The sequence below is a fragment of the Cyanobium sp. Cruz-8D1 genome (assembly GCF_024345975.1).
Taxonomy (GTDB): domain Bacteria; phylum Cyanobacteriota; class Cyanobacteriia; order PCC-6307; family Cyanobiaceae; genus Cyanobium.
Genome location: NZ_JAGQCD010000039.1, coordinates 1 through 15,928, shown reverse-complemented (window position 1 = coordinate 15,928; position 15,928 = coordinate 1). Strand labels below are relative to the sequence as shown.

At 70.6% G+C, this 15,928-nt stretch carries 20 protein-coding genes and 1 pseudogene; 6 read left to right on the top strand and 15 right to left on the bottom strand.

The genetic code is table 11. The features are described from left to right. Positions 1-32: 32 nt before the first annotated feature. Both KBZ33_RS17345 and KBZ33_RS17340 read right to left on the bottom strand, forming a co-directional pair. On the bottom strand, positions 33-623 hold the full coding sequence (locus KBZ33_RS17345; protein WP_254954664.1) for a hypothetical protein: 591 nt from the start codon (positions 621-623) through the stop codon (positions 33-35). Positions 624-738: 115 nt separating this feature from the next. Beyond that, on the bottom strand, positions 739-2,736 hold the full coding sequence (locus tag KBZ33_RS17340) for a cation:proton antiporter (RefSeq protein WP_254954665.1): 1,998 nt from the start codon (positions 2,734-2,736) through the stop codon (positions 739-741). 111 nt (positions 2,737-2,847) lie between these two features. On the opposite strand from KBZ33_RS17340, the gene KBZ33_RS17335 reads away from it, so the two are divergent. Continuing rightward, positions 2,848-3,708 (top strand): dienelactone hydrolase family protein, encoded by an 861-nt coding sequence (locus KBZ33_RS17335; protein ID WP_254954666.1) that lies wholly within the window; start codon positions 2,848-2,850, stop codon positions 3,706-3,708. A gap of 37 nt (positions 3,709-3,745) precedes the next feature. On the opposite strand, the gene glmM is transcribed toward KBZ33_RS17335, so the two are convergent. Both glmM and KBZ33_RS17325 read right to left on the bottom strand, forming a co-directional pair. Next, the gene (glmM, locus tag KBZ33_RS17330) at positions 3,746-5,146 is read right to left on the bottom strand and encodes a phosphoglucosamine mutase (RefSeq protein ID WP_254954667.1); all 1,401 of its coding nucleotides are present in this window, start codon (positions 5,144-5,146) and stop codon (positions 3,746-3,748) included. Between the two features lie 72 nt (positions 5,147-5,218). Beyond that, a complete protein-coding gene (locus KBZ33_RS17325; protein WP_254954668.1) occupies positions 5,219-5,443 on the bottom strand; it encodes a hypothetical protein in 225 nt (74 codons plus the stop codon). A 53-nt stretch (positions 5,444-5,496) separates the two neighbouring features. Here KBZ33_RS17325 and KBZ33_RS17320 point away from each other — a divergent pair, with 53 nt between their 5' ends. After that, positions 5,497-7,518, top strand: coding sequence for a lytic transglycosylase domain-containing protein (locus KBZ33_RS17320; protein WP_254954669.1), 2,022 nt, complete (start codon positions 5,497-5,499; stop codon positions 7,516-7,518). On the opposite strand, the gene KBZ33_RS17315 is transcribed toward KBZ33_RS17320, so the two are convergent. Both KBZ33_RS17315 and KBZ33_RS17310 read right to left on the bottom strand, forming a co-directional pair. After that, positions 7,519-7,986: a hypothetical protein gene (locus KBZ33_RS17315; RefSeq protein ID WP_254954670.1), complete on the bottom strand. Its 468-nt coding sequence runs from the start codon at positions 7,984-7,986 to the stop codon at positions 7,519-7,521. Next, a complete protein-coding gene (locus KBZ33_RS17310) occupies positions 7,983-8,393 on the bottom strand; it encodes an NIL domain-containing protein (RefSeq protein ID WP_254954671.1) in 411 nt (136 codons plus the stop codon). The genes KBZ33_RS17315 and KBZ33_RS17310 overlap by 4 nt, the downstream gene beginning before the upstream one ends. Positions 8,394-8,509: 116 nt before the next feature. On the opposite strand from KBZ33_RS17310, the gene KBZ33_RS17305 reads away from it, so the two are divergent. After that, complete coding sequence (locus KBZ33_RS17305) at positions 8,510-9,094, top strand: thioredoxin domain-containing protein (protein WP_254954672.1); 585 nt, start codon at positions 8,510-8,512, stop codon at positions 9,092-9,094. 42 nt (positions 9,095-9,136) lie between these two features. Beyond that, complete coding sequence (gene thyX / locus KBZ33_RS17300) at positions 9,137-9,862, top strand: FAD-dependent thymidylate synthase (RefSeq protein WP_254954673.1); 726 nt, start codon at positions 9,137-9,139, stop codon at positions 9,860-9,862. Positions 9,863-9,867: 5 nt separating this feature from the next. Here the strand turns inward: thyX and KBZ33_RS17295 are convergent, their stop codons facing one another. Then, on the bottom strand, positions 9,868-10,233 hold the full coding sequence (locus KBZ33_RS17295; protein ID WP_254954674.1) for a type II toxin-antitoxin system PemK/MazF family toxin: 366 nt from the start codon (positions 10,231-10,233) through the stop codon (positions 9,868-9,870). Beyond that, a complete protein-coding gene (locus tag KBZ33_RS17290) occupies positions 10,226-10,465 on the bottom strand; it encodes a ribbon-helix-helix domain-containing protein (protein WP_254954675.1) in 240 nt (79 codons plus the stop codon). Before KBZ33_RS17290 ends, KBZ33_RS17295 begins: the two co-directional genes overlap by 8 nt. A gap of 118 nt (positions 10,466-10,583) precedes the next feature. Here KBZ33_RS17290 and KBZ33_RS17285 point away from each other — a divergent pair, with 118 nt between their 5' ends. Continuing rightward, positions 10,584-11,699, top strand: coding sequence for an ABC transporter substrate-binding protein (locus tag KBZ33_RS17285; protein ID WP_254954676.1), 1,116 nt, complete (start codon positions 10,584-10,586; stop codon positions 11,697-11,699). Here the strand turns inward: KBZ33_RS17285 and KBZ33_RS17280 are convergent. Continuing rightward, positions 11,647-12,378, bottom strand: a complete 732-nt coding sequence (locus KBZ33_RS17280) for a triacylglycerol lipase (RefSeq protein ID WP_254954677.1) — start codon at positions 12,376-12,378, stop codon at positions 11,647-11,649. The genes KBZ33_RS17285 and KBZ33_RS17280 overlap by 53 nt on opposite strands. Positions 12,379-12,857: 479 nt before the next feature. Here KBZ33_RS17280 and KBZ33_RS17275 point away from each other — a divergent pair, with 479 nt between their 5' ends. Then, complete coding sequence (locus tag KBZ33_RS17275) at positions 12,858-13,418, top strand: hypothetical protein (RefSeq protein ID WP_254954678.1); 561 nt, start codon at positions 12,858-12,860, stop codon at positions 13,416-13,418. A 260-nt stretch (positions 13,419-13,678) separates the two neighbouring features. Here KBZ33_RS17275 and KBZ33_RS17270 read toward each other — a convergent pair whose 3' ends face one another. The 6 genes and pseudogenes from KBZ33_RS17270 to KBZ33_RS17250 form a co-directional block, all read right to left on the bottom strand. After that, a complete protein-coding gene (locus KBZ33_RS17270) occupies positions 13,679-13,858 on the bottom strand; it encodes a nuclear transport factor 2 family protein (RefSeq protein ID WP_254954679.1) in 180 nt (59 codons plus the stop codon). Positions 13,859-14,140: 282 nt separating this feature from the next. Beyond that, positions 14,141-14,317, bottom strand: coding sequence for a type II toxin-antitoxin system Phd/YefM family antitoxin (locus tag KBZ33_RS17265; protein WP_254954680.1), 177 nt, complete (start codon positions 14,315-14,317; stop codon positions 14,141-14,143). An 87-nt stretch (positions 14,318-14,404) separates the two neighbouring features. Continuing rightward, positions 14,405-14,761, bottom strand: coding sequence for a nucleotidyltransferase domain-containing protein (locus KBZ33_RS17260; protein WP_254954681.1), 357 nt, complete (start codon positions 14,759-14,761; stop codon positions 14,405-14,407). Then, a complete protein-coding gene (locus KBZ33_RS17255) occupies positions 14,758-15,180 on the bottom strand; it encodes a nucleotidyltransferase substrate binding protein (protein WP_254954682.1) in 423 nt (140 codons plus the stop codon). Before KBZ33_RS17255 ends, KBZ33_RS17260 begins: the two co-directional genes overlap by 4 nt. A 117-nt stretch (positions 15,181-15,297) precedes the next feature. After that, complete coding sequence (locus KBZ33_RS21900; RefSeq protein WP_396108729.1) at positions 15,298-15,441, bottom strand: 4-oxalocrotonate tautomerase family protein; 144 nt, start codon at positions 15,439-15,441, stop codon at positions 15,298-15,300. Positions 15,442-15,493: 52 nt separating this feature from the next. Next, positions 15,494-15,928 (bottom strand): annotated as a pseudogene (locus KBZ33_RS17250) (DUF4143 domain-containing protein); the annotation flags it as partial.

Below are 15,928 nucleotides of genomic sequence, written 5' to 3'. Positions count from 1 at the left end.
CAGGCGTCGACGGGCCTGGTTCACCGCCGCGATCAGACGGATGGGTGGAACTGATCCACCAGCAGGCGGCGCTGATACTCCAGCGACAGGGCCTCCAGGTGGGAGCGGGCCTGCTCCTGCAGGCCTGGATCCAGCTGGTCGAGCACCAGACCCTTGGGCACCCCCATCCGCATCACCAGCGCCAGAGCATCGAAGATGCGCACCTGGTCGCCCTGCCAGCCCTGGTACTCGGCGGCGAGCGCCATCAGGGACTCCCCCGACGCCTGACCTTCGATCACCCGGGGCCGCAGCTCCTGCACCTGGGCCAGCCGGGCGGAGCTGATCAGGGCATGGGCGGCGCCCAGGGCCGCCAGGGAATCGGCAGCTTCCCGCTTGAGCACGGTCATGTCCCGGCTGAGCACGGCCGTCTCCACCGACAGGGGCTCCCGCACCCCGGGGCAGAGGGCGGCGACCCGATCGACTGGTGGCGCCGGTGGAGCGGGCGGGCGGACCGGCGCCGGGGCCAGGGGCGGGCTGCTGACGGCCAGCGGGGGCGGCGGGGGTGGCTCCTGCCACAGGGCGGCGGCAGCCACCCGCAGGCGCCGTGCCAGCCATTGCCTGACGTTGGTTGCAAGGCGTGCCATGGACCTGGGGAGCTGAGTGATCTCAATCTGCCCCTCACGCCCCGGCGGGGATGACGGCAAACTCACCCGCCGGGCGACGGATTGCCGGCCCGTGCCCTTGCAGCGGGGATGGCCGTCAACTGATCGCGCCGGGATCCCAGCCCTCCGGCCCGATCACGAACAGGATGTCCCCCGCCTGCAACGGTGTGGTGCCGCGGGGATCGGCGATCGTCTCCCCATCGGCCCGTGTCACCGCCAGCACGGTGACGCCATGTTCCAGCCGCAGGCCGCAGGAGGCGATGGTGGCGCCCACCAGGGGCGAATGGGGCTGGAGCCGCAGGGTGTGGGTCGCCAGGTGGGGCAACGCCGCTTTCAGGTCCGCCACCGAGGTGGCCGAAGCCGCCAGGGTGCGGGCCATCTCCCGCCAGTGGCCGCGCACATCGCCGATCAGCCGCTGGATGTCCTCGCGGGGCACCAGCATCCGCGCCATCACCCGCGAGAACACCTCGATCGACACCTCCAGCTCGTCGGCGATCACCTCATCGGCCCCAAGGGCCAACAGCGGCTCGACCTCCCGGAGGTAACGGCTGCGCACCAGGATGTAGGCCTCCGGTGCCACCCGCCGGCCGATCTCCACGATGCGGCCGGCGGCCCCGGGATCATCGATGACGATCACGATCGCGCGGGCCCCCTCGGCATGGACCAGCTCCAGGATCGGGGCGTGGGTGGCATCGCCGTAGCGGATCGGTTCACCCTCCTCAAGGGCCTGGGCCACGATGGCGCCGTTCAGTTCCACCACCGTGTACGGCACGGAGCAGCGGCGGGCGCAACGGGCCACGTTCCGTCCGGTGACACCGAAACCGATGATCAGCACATGGCCGCTGCAGGGCAGGTCCTCCACCGGTCCCTCTGCCGCCGAGGGGCCGGCCCCCCGGGGCAGAAGCCGGTTCAGGCGGGTGCGGCACAGCCGGTCGGCCAGGGGAGACGAGCCGGCCACCAGCACTGGGGTGGCCATCATGCTGAGCACCGCCACATCCAGCAGCAGCTGGAACAGCTCCGGCGTCAGCAGCCCCACCGCCACCGCCGCCTTGGTGGCCACCAGGGAGAACTCACCCACCTGGCCCAGGGGCAGGCCCGCCAGCACCGCGCTGCGCAACGGCAATCCGGTGACCAGGGCGGCCGCCGCCGCGATCAGGGGCTTGATCAGGAGCACGGCCAGGGTGAGCAGGGCGATGCGGGCTGGATGGGCCAACAGGAACGGGATGTCGAGCAGCAACCCCACCGACACGAAGAACAGGCTCATCAGCACGTCCCGGAACGGCAGCATCACCGCCACCGCCTGGTGGGAATACTTCGATTCCGACAGGATGAAACCGGCCAGGAAGGCCCCCAGGGCCAGGGACAGGCCCAGGGACTGGGTGATCAGGGCGATGCCCACGCAGAGCATGAAGACCCCCAGCAGAAAGGCCTCCGAACTGCGGGTGCGGATGATCTTCTCCAGCACCCAGGGCACGATCCAGCGGTAGGCCAGCACCGCCAGGGCCGCCACCAGCAGCACCTTCAGCGCCAGCCCCGAGAGCGCCGGCAGCAGGGAAACCTCGCCAAGACCAGCCAGCAGGGGAGCGGTGAGCATCACCGGCACCACGGCGATGTCCTGGTAGATCAGGGTGGAGAGGATGGCGCGGCCATGGGGGGTTTCGATCTCGGCGCGCTCCTGCAGCAGGCGCAGCACCACGGCCGTGCTGGAGAGCGCCACCACGCAGCCGAGATAGCCGGCCTGGGGGAGATTCATGCCCATCGGCAGCAGCGCCAGGGCGATCACGGCGGCGGTGCCGAAAAACTGCAGGGAGCCGCCGATGATGAATTCCCGCCGCAGACGGGTCACATCCGCCACGGAAATCTCCAGCCCCACAACGAACAGCAACAGCACCACGCCGACTTCCGCCAGCAGTTCGATGTCGTGGGGGCCCCGCACCAGGGCGAGGGCATCGGGCCCCGCCAGCACGCCGGCCAGGAGCAGACCGATCGAGGTGGGAAGCCGCAGCCGGTGGCACAGGATCGCCGCCACCACGGACAGCCCGAAGATGACGACCAGATCGAGCAGCAGAACCTGCACGGTGCCGAAGGTCGTCACGGGAGTTGATGGTATGCGTGCCGAGCCCTGCCGCGCTGTCCCTGCCACTGACCCGGAGGGATCCGGTTTCTAGGCTGGACGCAGCCAGCGCCCTCAAGGCCCACCTGTCCCATGGACCCGCTCCCCTCCCGTTCCGGCCCGGATCTCCGCCTCGGCCGCCGGGAGCTGCTGCTGGGAGGCGTGGCCGCCGGCTTCGCCCTGGCGGTGCGGCCGGTGGCAGCCTCCACCGTCACCACGCCCGATCGGGGGCTGACGGCAGGCTGGGTGTCGGTGCCGGCGGCGGATGGTGCCGTGAAGGCCTACCGGGCCCGCCCCGCCAAAGGCTCGGGCTTCCCGGTGGTGCTGGTGGTGCAGGAGATCTTCGGCGTGCATGCCCACATCCAGGATGTCTGCCGCCGCCTGGCCCAGCTGGGCTACCTGGCCATCGCCCCGAGCCTGTTCGATCGCCAGGGCGATGTGACCGTGCTGCCCGACATCGCCGCGATCCTGCCGCTGGTGGCGACGGTGCCCGATGCCCAGGTGATGGCCGACCTGGATGCCACCGCCGCCTGGGCGGCCGCCAGCGGCGGCGGCGACGGGTCGCGGCTCGGCATCACCGGCTTCTGCTGGGGCGGACGGATCACCTGGCTCTATGCCGCCCACAACCCGAAGCTGAAGGCCGGGGTGGCCTGGTACGGACGCCTGGTGGGCACGGCCAGCGAGCGGCAACCCCTGTTCCCGATCGATCTGGTGTCCCGGCTCAAGGCCCCGGTGCTGGGGCTCTACGCCGGCCAGGACGACGGCATCCCGATGGAGTCGGTGCAGCGGATGCAGGCGGCCCTGAAGGCGGCCGGCAGCCCCAGCCGGATCGAGGTGTTCCCCGGTGTCCCCCACGGCTTCCACGCCGACTACCGGCCCAGCTACCGCGCCGCCGCTGCAGCGGCGGGCTGGGCGCGGATGCGGGCCTGGTTCCGCGCCAACGGCGTGATCTGAGGATGGGCGGGCGGCCTCAGGCCTGGTTGAGCCGGCCTCAGGCCCGGTTGAGGTGACGCTCCGCCTCGGCCGCCAGGCGGTCGGTCCAGTGGTCGACCTGGCTCTGCTCGGCCGCCTCCACCATCACCCGCAGCAGCGGTTCGGTGCCGCTGGCCCGCACCAGCACCCGGCCGTGGCCCGCCATGGCCGCCTCCGCCTCGGCCACCGCCCGCCGCAGGGGTTCGCAGTCCTGCCACTGCTGGCGGCGCTGCCGGTCGGGCACGGTCACGTTCACCAGCCGCTGGGGGTAGGGCTGGAAGCTGCCGTCCATCCATTCGGCCAGCTTCAGGCCGGCGCCGTGGATCAGGGTGGCCACCTGCAGGGCGCTGAGCAGGCCGTCGCCGCTCATGCCATGGCGGGCCGAGAGGATGTGCCCCGACTGCTCGCCCCCGAGGCCGGCTCCCAGGGCCTCCATGGCGGCGTGCACGTGCTGGTCGCCCACGTCGGTGCGCTCCAGCACCCCGCCGCTGGCCTGCCAGGCCCGCTCAAAGCCCAGGTTCGACATCACCGTGGCCACCAGGCGGTCGTCGGGCAGCTGGCCCTCGCGGCGCAGGGCGGAGCCCCACAGGTACAGGGTGTGGTCGCCGTCCACCACCCGGCCGCGGCCGTCCACCGCCAGCATCCGGTCAGCGTCGCCATCGAAGGCGAAGCCCATGTCGGCGCCGCTCTCCAGCACCGCCCGCTTCAGGGGCTCCAGGTGGGTGCTGCCGCAGCCCTGGTTGATGCGCTCGCCATCCGGCTCGCCATGCAGCACCAGCACGTCCGCCCCCAGGGAACGGAACAGCTCCTCGCCGCAGGCGCTGGCCGATCCCCAGCAGAGGTCGAGCACCACACGAGCGCCATCGAGGCGCTGGCCGCCGGTGCTGGCCCGCAGGGAATCGATGTAGGCCGCCAGCAGGTCGGGCCGCGGCAGCTCCCGTCCACTGCCCGCCAGCGGCGGCGGGGCGGTGCGGCCCTGGAGGCCCGCCTCGATCGCCTGCTGGCGCGCGGCCACGAGCTTGGCGCCGGTGGCGCCGAACACTTTGAGGCCGTTGTCGTGGGGTGGGTTGTGGCTGGCCGACACCATCAGGCCGCCGGCCGCACCCTGGCGCCGGATCGTGCCCGGCACCGCCGGCGTCGGGCACAGCCCCAGCTGCCACACCTCCCGGCCGGCGGCCATCAGGCCGGCACTGAGGGCCGCCACCAGCATCGGCCCGCTGCGGCGTGAGTCGGTGCCGATCACCACCGGCCCCTCGGCCTGCAGCACCACCCCGGTCCAGTAGCCCACCTGCAGGGCCAGGGCCGGGGTGACGCTGGTGCCGACGCGGCCGCGGATGCCGTCGGTGCCGAAGTGGGCCACGCCATCGGCCAGGGGTGCCCCGAGGGGGGAAACCACCGGATGCGAAGCCGCTTCACCCATGCCGCTGCCATCACTGGGGAGCAGGCTACGTGCCGTTCCCGGTGACGTTGCAGCCGGCTCTGCCGGCGGGGCTCAGCGCCAGCGGGGCGGCCACCAGCGCCAGCGCAGCAGCTCCAGGGTGGCCCAGAGCAGCAGCAGGCCCACGCACCAGCCCGGCAGCAGCCGCAGGGGCCACACCGACCGCAGCAGCAGGGTGAGCAACGCCAGCACCGTCACCACCACGGCGCGGCGGCGCTCGGCCGCCCCGGGCAGGCGGTTGAACAGCGGTGGCAGGGCGGGAAGGGAGGGCAATCGCACCGGGTGCGGCGCAGGCGGATGCCCAGAATGCCCCGGACGCCGTCCCCCGGCCATTGGCCCGACTCCCACTGCTGCTGTCCCTTTCGTGCCTGGGCACCGGCCTGGCGCTGGTGGGGGGTCGGGCCTTGCTGGCGCGCCAGCCGGCGCTGACGCCGGCCACCGCCACCGACCGGCTGGAGTGGCTGCAGCGCTGGGATGCCGATCCCTGGCGGCGCCGTGAGGCCAGCCTGCTGCTGGCGGCCCGCAGCAAGGAGCCCCAGCAGCAGCGCCAGTGGCTGCGGGGCCAGGGCTGGGGGGCCGATCCCCTGGCCGCCCTGGTGCTGAAGCAGGACGCCCTGGCCGCCGCGGCCCTCGGCCGCCCCGACACCTCCCTGGCCCTGTGGCGCCAGCTGCAGCGGCGCTTCCCCGGCGATCCGGCCAGCGCCGATGCCCTCTACGCCCTCGGCGGCGACGATCCCGCCAAGCGCCGGCAATTGCTGCAGCGCTTCCCGGCCCACCCCGCCGCCCTGGCGGCCGCCCTGGGGGCCGGCCCTGAGGCCACTGAACGGCGCCGCGGCGCCCTGCACCTGGCCCGCTGGGGCGCCCGCTGGCCCGGCGCCGAAGCCCGCCTGCGGCAGGTCTGCAAGGACGACGCCTCGGTGCTGGAGGCCCGCCAGCGGGCCCAGCTGGCCGAGGGCCTGGCCGAACTCGGCGATGCCGAAGGGGCCCTGCGCTGTCTGGGCTCCACGCTCAACGGCCTGGGGGCCAGCGGCCGGTTGAGCCTGGGGCGGGCCCTGCTGGCAGGGGACGAGCAGCAGCAGGCCCAGGCGGAGCGGCTGCTGCTGGATCTGGTTCGCAGCGCCCCCACCACACCGGAGGCGGCGGCGGCCGTGCGCCTGCTGGCCCAGCAGGGCAGCCCCGGCGCCGCCGCCGCCCTGGCCCGGCTGCCGCCCCGCTGGCGTGACAGTGCCCCGGTGCTCGCCCGGCGGATCCTGGAGGCGGAACCCAAGGGGGACGGGCCCCATCCCGCCACCGACGCCGCCGCCCTCAAGCTGCTGCGCCGCTGGCCCCTGGATCCCGCCAGCCGCACGCTGCAGTGGGATCTCGTGCGGGAGCGTCTGCTGGCCGGCCGCTGGCGGGCGGCGATGACACTGCTGGAGGCCATCCCCACCGACCAGCTGCCGCCGCCGCTGGCCGCCCGCCAGAACTTCTGGATCGGCTTCATTCAGCAACAGCTCGGTGAAGGGGCCGCCGCCAGGGCCACCTGGGAGGCACTGCTGCGGCGCCATCCAGGCGGCTACTACGGCTGGCGGGCCGCCGTGCGCCTGGTCCAGGGGGAGCTGCAGCTGGGCGCCGCCCCCCCCACACCGGCCGGGCGAACCGACTGGCGGCCCCTGGCCAGCGGTGACGGGATCCTCGATCGGCTCTGGCGCCTGGACCAGCGCACCGAGGCCTGGGAAACCTGGCGCCACCGCCGCGGGCGCCGCGCCCCCGATGGCAGCCGGGAGCTGCTGCTGGAGGGGCGACTGCGCCAGGGGGTCGGCGACGACTGGACCGGCTTCGGGCTGCTGGAGCAGGCCAGCCTGAAGCTGGACGGCAACCAGTGCGCCTTGGAGCGGGAGCTGGAGCGCAGCCTGCATCCATTGCGCTTCGAGGCGGCCTTCCGGGCGGCCGCCAACCAGGCCGGGCTGCCGATGGCGCTGCTGCTGGGCGTGGCCAAGCAGGAATCGCGCTTCACACCGGCGGTGCGCTCGCCGGTGGGGGCCACGGGCCTGATGCAGCTGATGCCGGCCACCGCCGCCGAACTGGCCGGCAGGCCGGTGCCGGAGCAGGAGCTGGAGGACCCGGACCGGAACGCCAGCCTCGGCGCCCGCTACCTGGCCCAGATGCTGCGCCAGTGGGACGGCGACCCGCTGCTGGCCGTGGCCAGCTACAACGCCGGGCCCGGCGCCGTCGCCGGCTGGCTGGGCCCCCGCCTGCGCAGCGACCCGGAGCTGTGGGTGGAGGCGATCCCCTACCCCGAAACGCGCCTGTACGTGAAGAAGGTGCTGGGCAACGTCTGGAGCTATCAGCAGGGCAGCGAACCGGGCTGCTGATCAGCGCACCAGCAGGCGGCCGAAGTTGGCGCCCCCCAGCACCAGCAGGGTGAGCACCCCGGCCAGCACCAGCGGCGGCGGCACCACCCGCACCCGCAGCAGATCCAGCCGGGCCAGCAACACCGCCGAGCCGAGGATCAGCACGTTGGCCAGCACATTGAGGTGCAACAGGTACATGCCGCCGATGGTGACCACCAGCAGGGTGACCACCAGGCTCACCACCCGGCTGGCGGCCATCAGCATCGACACCTGGCGCAGCACCAGATCGGGCATGGTGCAGATGAACACGATCAACAGAGCCTGCAGGCACTCAGCCGACCAGACCAGGGTGGTGAGCTCCTGCACGCGGCTGCCGTCGGTTTCCAGGGCATGGCTCCAGTGCATGCCCTGGTAGGTGCTCACCCCCATCAGCACCAGCAGCATCGGCGCCTGCAGCGGCAGCAGCAGCAGCCGGAAGACGTCCTTCATGGTTCCAGCACCAGGGTGATGGCCTCCAGTGGGCAGCTGGGGATGCACTGTTCGCACACCAGGCAGCGGGAGGCCGCGAACTGCAGCCGCTGGGTGGTCGGGGTGTAGTGGAGGGCGCCACTGGGACAGACGCTGGAGCAGATGCCGCAGTCAACGCAGAGCAGCGGATCGATACGGATCTCCCCAGGAGCGCGATTGAGCCCCAGCCCCTGGCTCTCCAACCAGTCTTCGGCGGCATCCAGCTCGTCGATGTCACCGGAGAGCTCCACCACCATGGTGCCGCTCTGGTTGGGGGCGATCTGGGCCCGCAGGATCTTGGCGGCGATGTCGAAGTCGACGGCGAGGCGGTACGTGATCGGCTGGTGCACCGCCTCCGAGGGGAAATGGAGAGTGAGGCGCCGTTTCACCGCTCCTGCCCGGGAAAGCAGACGCTAGCAACGATGTCCCGAGCCAGCCCCTGGTTCTGGCCCTGCCGGCGGGACGGCGCTGCCAGAGTGGGCGCCACGTCGTGTCGTTGGTGTCCATGGCCCCGTCGGGCAGTTCCCCCCTCTCCAGCTTCGGCCGCACCGAGCGCATGGTGCTGGCGGCCGTGGCCGCCGTGCTGGTGGTGCTGATGGTGTGGCTGCGGGGCGGCCTGCATCCGGAAGCCCCCCTGGAACGGCTGGCCCGCCAGTCACCCGAACTCACGGTGGCCCTGGCCGATGGCAAGCCCACCGTGGTGGAGTTCTACGCCGACTGGTGCGAGGCCTGCCGCGCGATGGCACCGGCGATGGAACGGATCGAGCGCCAGCAGCGCAGCCGGATGGATGTGGTGCTGCTCAATGTCGACAACCCCCGCTGGCAGCCGCAGCTGGAGCGCTACGACGTCAACGGCATCCCCCAGCTGGAGTTCTTCGACGCCGCCGGCACCTCCGTGGGCCGCTCGATCGGGGCCCGCAGCGGCGCCGACCTCGACGCCCTCAGCACCGCCCTGGTCGACGGCACCCCCTTGCCCCAGCTGGCAGGCGTGGGGGCCGTGAGTGCCCTGCCCGACAGCGACACCGCAACCACCGTCGCGGCCGAGAGTGCCAGCCCCCAGCCCCAGGCCGGCCCGCGTAGCCACGGCTGATCCCCGCCGCCTCGCCCCACCCCACACCACCCATCCCCGCCCATGGATCCCCGCTTCCGGGTCGAACTGATCGCCGCCACCCCGAACGCGCAGCTGTGCGTCTACGCCGGGATGCACCAGGACTACAGCGAGGGCTTCGTGGCCGCCGACCGGGCCGAGTGGCCCGAGGAGACCAAGGCCGGGGAGATCTGCGTCAAACGGCTGCTGGCCGGCGAACGCGGCCACTACGGCCCCCTGGAGCACGCCCAGATCGTGCTCAACGTGGGCTGGTTCCCCCATTCGGTGATGCAGCAGGCCCGCACCCACCGGGTCGGGGTGAGCTTCGATGTGCAGTCGATGCGGTACACGGGCGACCGCATCCGCCGGGCCGCCAACGGCGAACTGGAGCTGGAGGAGGTGTTCTACCTGCGGCCGGTGGGGCCCTACAGCGACCGCCAGGGCAAGAAGTACCTCTACGACGAAGACCAGCGGGCCATCGACCTGAAGCTCTGCCGGACGGCGGCCGAGCGCTACCGCGACCTGCTCGATGCGGGCTTCGCCGAGGAGCACGCCCGCGGCATCCTGCCCTTCGACTACCGCCAGCACTTCGTGGTGAGCTTCACCCTGCGGGCCTTCCTGCACTTCCTCGACCTGCGGGCCAAGCTCGATGCCCAGCAGGAGATCCGCGAGCTCTGCGACCTGATGTGGCCCCACCTGCAGCTGTGGGTGCCGGAGTTCGCCGACTGGTACGAGAAGAGCCGGCTGCACAAGGCGCGCCTGGCACCCTGAGGGCTTCAGGGACCGTCCTGCCAGGGCTCCAGCAGCTGCAGATCAAGGGCCTCCGTCAGGCGCTTCAGCACGGCGGCCAGCTGCTCGAACTCAAGCCGTCCCAGCGGGCCTTCGAGCTGATCGGCGGCCACGGTGGTGGGCAGCCAGGCCATGACGTAACTGCGCTGCTGCAGGCCATTGCTGGGGGTGGGATCGAGGGGATAGGCCAGCGGCTGTCCCTCCAGGCGTCCATCGCTGCTCAGGGGCAGCACCACCCAGCGCCGGCTGCGGCTGGTGGCGGCCTCCGGTGCAAGGACGACGACCGGACGGCGCTTGCTGTCGCCGAAGCTGCAGTTGCGCGGCCAGTGGTACAGACGTCCCCGCTCAGCCATCGATGGCGGCCAGGGCCATGGCGGCAGCGGCTTGAGCAGCGTCGGCGAGGTCGCCACCCTCACCCTCCAGTCGGGCCAGATCGGCGTAAGCCGCGTTGAGCACCGCCAGGCGCCTGTGGGCCAGCCAGAAGGCCAGGGCCTCCCCCACCAGGGCCGAACGGTTGCCGCCTTCGGCGTCGAGCTCGGCCAGCAGGGCTTCATCCACCGAGACGCTGATGGAACGGTTGGCCATGGCTCCAGCGAAATTCCTGGCAAGGATCCTAACAAGAATGATGGGGCGAGCCATCGCCCGGCAACGTCGGGGACCATGCAAGACACTGGCGGGACCTGATGCCGCTCGAGGGAGTCGGATGAAACGCCTCAGCTGGGGCCTTGCCCTCTGCCTCGCCCTGGGCCTGCCGGGGACGGCGGCGGCGGCACCGGTGCTGCGGGTGGGCCTGGTGGAGGGCTCGCCGCCCTGCAGCTACCAGGTGGCGGGGGTCTGGCGGGGCCTGGCCGTCGATCTCTGGAACCGGGTGGCCACGCGCGAGCAGCTGCCCTATGTCGTCAGCGCGTGGCCGTCGGTGCGGCAGATGCTGGAGGCCAGCCGCGAGGGGCGGCTGGATGTGGCCGTGGGCTGCATCAACGTCTCGCCCGACCGCCTGCAGCGCTACCGCTTCAGCCTCCCTTTCCAGGAAGATGGCCTGGCGGTGATGGTGGTCAAGAGCCGGCTGGATCTGGGCCGCTCCTTCCTGGGCGCTCTGCTGACGCCGACGCTGTTGCAGCTGCTGGGCGGCTACCTGCTGGCGATCGCCCTGCTCACCGGGCTCACCCTGAGGCTGGAGGCCCGCAACCATCCGCCTGCGGGCAGCAGGCATCACTCCCTGCGTCACAGCAGCAAGGTGTTCCAGGTGCTGGCCACGGGGCCGGGCAGCAACACGATCGTGGCCACCATCCGCGGCAACGGGATTGTGATCCTGGCCTACCTGGTGCGGATCGTCTCGGCGTCGCTGCTGGTGGGCTATCTCACCGTGAACGTGGCCGGGGAGATCCAGGGCAAGGCCACCGGCGCGATCCGGTCCCCGGCCGACCTGCGCGGCCTGCGGGTGGGGGTGCGCAGCGGCACCGTGAGCGAGGCCCTGCTGAAGGAACTCAACGCCGGCGGGACGGGGGCGAAGGTCACGATCGTGCCGTTGGCCAACATCAGGGCCGGGGGCGAGTTGCTGGCCTCCCGGCGCATCGACGCCCTGGTGGGCGACAACCTGCAGCTCAGCCATCTGCTGCTGCAGGCAGAAGCCAAGGGCTTTCTGCCCAGCCTGGCGCTGGAGGGCATCCGGCCCGAATCCCAGGCCTTCGCCTTCTCCCCGCAACTGCCGGAGGCCACCAGCGACCGCATCGACCAGGCGATCAGCGCCCTCAAGCGCAGCGGTGTGGTCAGCGAGCTGCGCCAGCAGGCCACGACCCCGGTGGCCCCCCAGAGCCGCTGAACGCAGCGGTCCACCAACGCTCCACCACCTCCGGGCTGCCGTACCAGCTGGGACCGAAGGCGCCGCCATGGGCCACCCCCGGCAGCACCAGGGGGGTGGAGCCCGCCAACAGGGCCGAGGCCACCGGCACCAGGCCGTCGCCCCGGTCGTGGGCATCGCCGCTGCTGTTGCGGTAGGCGGTGGGGGCCAGGCGCTGGGCCATGGGGGAAGCCGCCTGCAGCTCAAGGTCGCCGGCCACCGACACATACCGCACCTGATCGGCGAAGGGGCTGCCCGGCAGGCGCTCCGCCACCATCTGGCGCAGCACCGTAGCCTTCAGGGCGGTATGGGGACTGCCCAGCATCACCAGGGTGTCGGCCAGGGCCTTGCCGTCGTAGCAGCGCCCCTGGAACGGGGCGTCATCGAGGAACAGCCGCAACATGATGCCACCGGAGCTGTGGCCGATCAGCGTCACCTTGCCGGTGGGGGACTGGCGGGCCAACTCGCTGGCAGTGGCCTGGACCCGATCGAGGATCCGGGCCCAGGCGAAGGCGAAGACGGTGAGCAGCCATTCGGGCTTGCCCACCGGCACCAGCCGCACCGGCTGGCCGCTGAGCTGCTGCAGCCGCGACACCATCGGCCCATAGGCCTCCTGGCTGATCAGGAAGCCCCCGAGGATCACGATCGGCTGGCGGGTCATGGGTGGTGCTGGTGTCGCGGGGCCGGTCTATCCGACCCTCCTGGCCACAGGTTGATGCAACGCCACCAGAACAAGGTCACCGCGCCAGACGGCGACATCGGTCACCACTACGATTCCCCGTCGTCGAACCGGGTGGGACTGGCTGCATCCAGGAGACCCACTGGTGCAACCGCTGCTGCTGCCTGGGCCCACCCGGCCCGTGGCGCCGCCAGAGGGGTGATCGTCAGCATTCCAGGCGCGGCGTGGATGTCCACCGCGTCCGTCAGAGCAGCCTCCTCCAGCAGCGGCTTGGCCAGGCGAAGGCCGCGTGAGTTGCCGATCCTGATCAGTTTTGCCCTCATACGCCACGCCCCAACCAGGTGATCAGGTTGTGGCCACCCAGGCCTTGCGCCTTGAGGCAGCGAGCCCTGCGGCGAAACACGGAGAGACTGACGCCGCCCGATGCGATGGATACCTTGAGAGAAGTAACCATTCCGGCGATGCGACGACTTCCGATCCTTGCCGCCTCCCTGCTGAGCCTGGCGTCCGTGGTGGTGACGGCGCCGGCGCTGGCCGACACCGTGCAGGCCCGCTGCGATGTCTTCCCCGCCGGTGAGGACAAGGCCACCTCCTCCGACCTGTGCACCTTCTCGCAGCGGCAAGGATTCGTCAGCATCCAACTCAAGGGCGGCCAGAGGGTCGAGCTCAAGCCCAACGAGAGCACCCCCAATGCCTACTTCGATGGGCGCGGTGAACCGGCAAGGCGGGAGATCCTGGACGCCAATCGCGGCCAGGTGTACCGGCTGGAGAAGCAGTCGATCTTCGTCTTCTGGGATCCCGCCCCCTACGGCAAGGAAGCCAGCAGCACCACGCCAGCGGAGAAGCCGCCGGAAATCGTGCGGCTGCTGCTGGGCATCCACCAGGTGAAGTTCGAGGGCGCCTGCCGGGTCAACTTCAACAAGGCCGGCAAGACCTTCAGCAAAACCTCCGCCTGCACGTCGGCCCAGGTGAGCGTGGCGGAGGAGGCCATGCGGCGCTACTTCCGGGAACAGGGCCTCTGAGGCCCTGCGTTCTGCCTGACCCGGGCCAGCCATCTCAGTGAGCGTCGTCGGAACGGGTGGGTGGGATCGGCGCCAAGAGTGCGTCGTGATAGGCGCTGAACACCTCGTCACGCTGCCAGCCGGCCGAGGCATAAAGCGCCCGGCCATCAGGGTCGGCGATGAACTGGCGATAGCCGTCGAAGAGCGAAACAAGGTCTCAAGGTCGGCGGAGGTGGCTGGGCGGACGGAAGCAGGTTGCACAGGGCCGATGGGGGAAACGCTCAGGAGGACGGTGGGGCCGGAGCCTGCACGCGGGTGGCCTGGCCGGCGACGACCTTCCAGGCGCCACTGACATGGCGCTGCCACAGACGGGAGAAACGAAGATCCTCCTGAAAAAGGGAACCGTTGAACACACCAGAGAGGTAAACACGAACGCAGACAAAGGCCGCCTGCCCCAGCATCAGGATGCGTCACTCGGATGGATCGATGCGATGGAATCTGGGAGCCCAGGAGCGATGAAGCGCAAGGTCCTTCTGCTTGGAGAGCACGCCCTCAAGTGTTGCCGCATCGGAGGCGAGCATGCCCTCTCTGAGGTGCTCAGAGAGAGATACAGGGACCGCCCATCATCGTGAACAATGAAAGGTAGGTGCTGCTTCAGACGCGTGCATCCGGCAGAGGGCAGCCATAGGCGGTGAACGCCGCGTCAGCGCTGAGCAGTGTGACGGCATCGAACAGCAGGCGCATCAGCCCTGCTCGAACAGATCGGCGATCAGGGGGTTGGCGGCATCGATCGACTCGGGCGCCACGAACTGCCCGCGGGCGATGCCCAGCCGGCGGGGGCGCTCAGGCACCTGCAGGCTGGTGAGCCGTGCGACGGGCCGGCCATTGCGGGGAATCACCACACGTCTGGGTCTGGACATCATGGCGGCGCAGGACTCGACCAGGCCTGACTAGATCCACCTTCACCCCAGAGAGGCATCAGCTCGCCAGTAGCCGAAGCCGGACGCTCAGGCAGGAACGGCAGGGGTATCCGAGCGTTGGTACAGCAGCACGCCGGCACGTTGGATGTGGGCCAGAAGGGCGGGGTGGCCGATGGCAGTGAGTGCGGAAAGATCGATCACCCAGGGCAGGAGCAGATCATCGAGATCGGCGTCGATGCGGGCCAAGATGGCGTTGCTGATGGCGTGACCCGTCAGGGTGAGATCGATATCGGAGGCGGGGCGGTGGCGGCCAAGGGCTCTGGAGCCGTAGAGGATCGCGGCCTCTACCTCGGGATAGGTGGCGAGCACCATCTGGATGGCCGCCATGGCCGAATCCGGCAGGCCGATGGCCTGGGCTGACGCCAGCGGGGCACTGCTGATCATGGCCGGGGATCGCTGAGAGCCGCGAAGTGAACACGCAGGGCGCCGAACAGCGGCGCAAAGCGATCGATCACGTCGTGGGCGATCGCTTTGGCCTGCTCGAGATTGTAGGAATGCGATGACTGATTACGGGCCTTGATCATCGCCATCCAGCCCTCACCGTCGTCGACAAGACCACTTTGGAAGGCCAGGCGAGTGGCATCGCGTGATCCAATGAGGCCCTCGATTCCCTGATATTGCAGATAGTCCTTGAGCAGATTCCAGGCAAGTTCATGGGTGAACTCGAATCCCTGAATCAGCCCCTGCTGTTCCAGCTCGCTCAGCGGGCGCTGCTGCGCCAGCTCAACACCGCGTGCCAGCACCTGCAAGGCCCGCTCGAAGTTGTCAAACCGCTGGCGCCAGCGGATGTCAGCGTCTGCCATGGATTCAGGGTAGGGAATCGGCGCGCTCCTGCCTCTCGCCACAGAAGCGATCGGCCCTGGCCCGAGCGATCCGTTGCCCCGTCATGGAGAATCGCCCCCCCCCGGCGGGTCTTGGCGTCAGACGCGACAGGCCACCATCGCGGCCTGCGCGAGACAGAGGCGTGGGCCGTCGGAGCCAGATCCTTGAAGAGAGTCCGTGATGTCCCTGACGATCTCGGCCTTCTGCTGCCGCGATGCACCTCGGGTGATCTGAACGTTCACCTAGGGCAAGGTCTTGCTCCTGGACTGGGCGGTTCTTTGGCCTGCTGATGATTCAAGGCCCCAGCGCCCCCAACGGCACCACAGCGATGCCCTCGGCTCGCCGGTAGCCGTAGCCGCTGCCGCAGACCACCGCCAGGAAGGCAGGTTCGCCGGTGCGGCCCGTATCGATCTGCTGGCGAAAGCGCAGCAGGCCTTCGGCAGCGGCCTCCACCTGACCCTGGCCCAACCTGATGTCAATCGCACCCCAGCGGCCATCGCGCAGCTGGACGATCGCGTCCACCTCCACGCCGTAGTCATCGCGGTAGTGGAACACCTCGCCATCCAGCCCCTGGGCCAGCACGCGCAGGTCGCGGATGACCAGCGCCGTGAGGGATTGCAGTTCTTGCCTGTCGATCTCGCCGTCTCGCCAGCGATGCCACTGATGGAACAACTGGTTCTCCAGCTCCAGCAGATCCCGCCCCACCGGGGCGCTGACGCCGGAGCGTTC

What these genes read in the sequence shown, in the direction of transcription:
- KBZ33_RS17345 (WP_254954664.1), bottom strand. Translation starts at nt 623, where the DNA reads ATGGCACGCCTTGCAACCAACGTCAGGCAATGGCTGGCACGGCGCCTG.
- KBZ33_RS17335 (WP_254954666.1), top strand. Translation starts at nt 2,848, where the DNA reads ATGGACCCGCTCCCCTCCCGTTCCGGCCCGGATCTCCGCCTCGGCCGC.
- glmM (WP_254954667.1), bottom strand. Translation starts at nt 5,146, where the DNA reads ATGGGTGAAGCGGCTTCGCATCCGGTGGTTTCCCCCCTCGGGGCACCC.
- KBZ33_RS17315 (WP_254954670.1), bottom strand. Translation starts at nt 7,986, where the DNA reads ATGAAGGACGTCTTCCGGCTGCTGCTGCTGCCGCTGCAGGCGCCGATG.
- KBZ33_RS17305 (WP_254954672.1), top strand. Translation starts at nt 8,510, where the DNA reads ATGGCCCCGTCGGGCAGTTCCCCCCTCTCCAGCTTCGGCCGCACCGAG.
- thyX (WP_254954673.1), top strand. Translation starts at nt 9,137, where the DNA reads ATGGATCCCCGCTTCCGGGTCGAACTGATCGCCGCCACCCCGAACGCG.
- KBZ33_RS17295 (WP_254954674.1), bottom strand. Translation starts at nt 10,233, where the DNA reads ATGGCTGAGCGGGGACGTCTGTACCACTGGCCGCGCAACTGCAGCTTC.
- KBZ33_RS17290 (WP_254954675.1), bottom strand. Translation starts at nt 10,465, where the DNA reads ATGGCCAACCGTTCCATCAGCGTCTCGGTGGATGAAGCCCTGCTGGCC.
- KBZ33_RS17285 (WP_254954676.1), top strand. Translation starts at nt 10,584, where the DNA reads ATGAAACGCCTCAGCTGGGGCCTTGCCCTCTGCCTCGCCCTGGGCCTG.
- KBZ33_RS17280 (WP_254954677.1), bottom strand. Translation starts at nt 12,378, where the DNA reads ATGACCCGCCAGCCGATCGTGATCCTCGGGGGCTTCCTGATCAGCCAG.
- KBZ33_RS17275 (WP_254954678.1), top strand. Translation starts at nt 12,858, where the DNA reads ATGCGACGACTTCCGATCCTTGCCGCCTCCCTGCTGAGCCTGGCGTCC.
- KBZ33_RS17270 (WP_254954679.1), bottom strand. Translation starts at nt 13,858, where the DNA reads ATGCTGGGGCAGGCGGCCTTTGTCTGCGTTCGTGTTTACCTCTCTGGT.
- KBZ33_RS17265 (WP_254954680.1), bottom strand. Translation starts at nt 14,317, where the DNA reads ATGTCCAGACCCAGACGTGTGGTGATTCCCCGCAATGGCCGGCCCGTC.
- KBZ33_RS17260 (WP_254954681.1), bottom strand. Translation starts at nt 14,761, where the DNA reads ATGATCAGCAGTGCCCCGCTGGCGTCAGCCCAGGCCATCGGCCTGCCG.
- KBZ33_RS17255 (WP_254954682.1), bottom strand. Translation starts at nt 15,180, where the DNA reads ATGGCAGACGCTGACATCCGCTGGCGCCAGCGGTTTGACAACTTCGAG.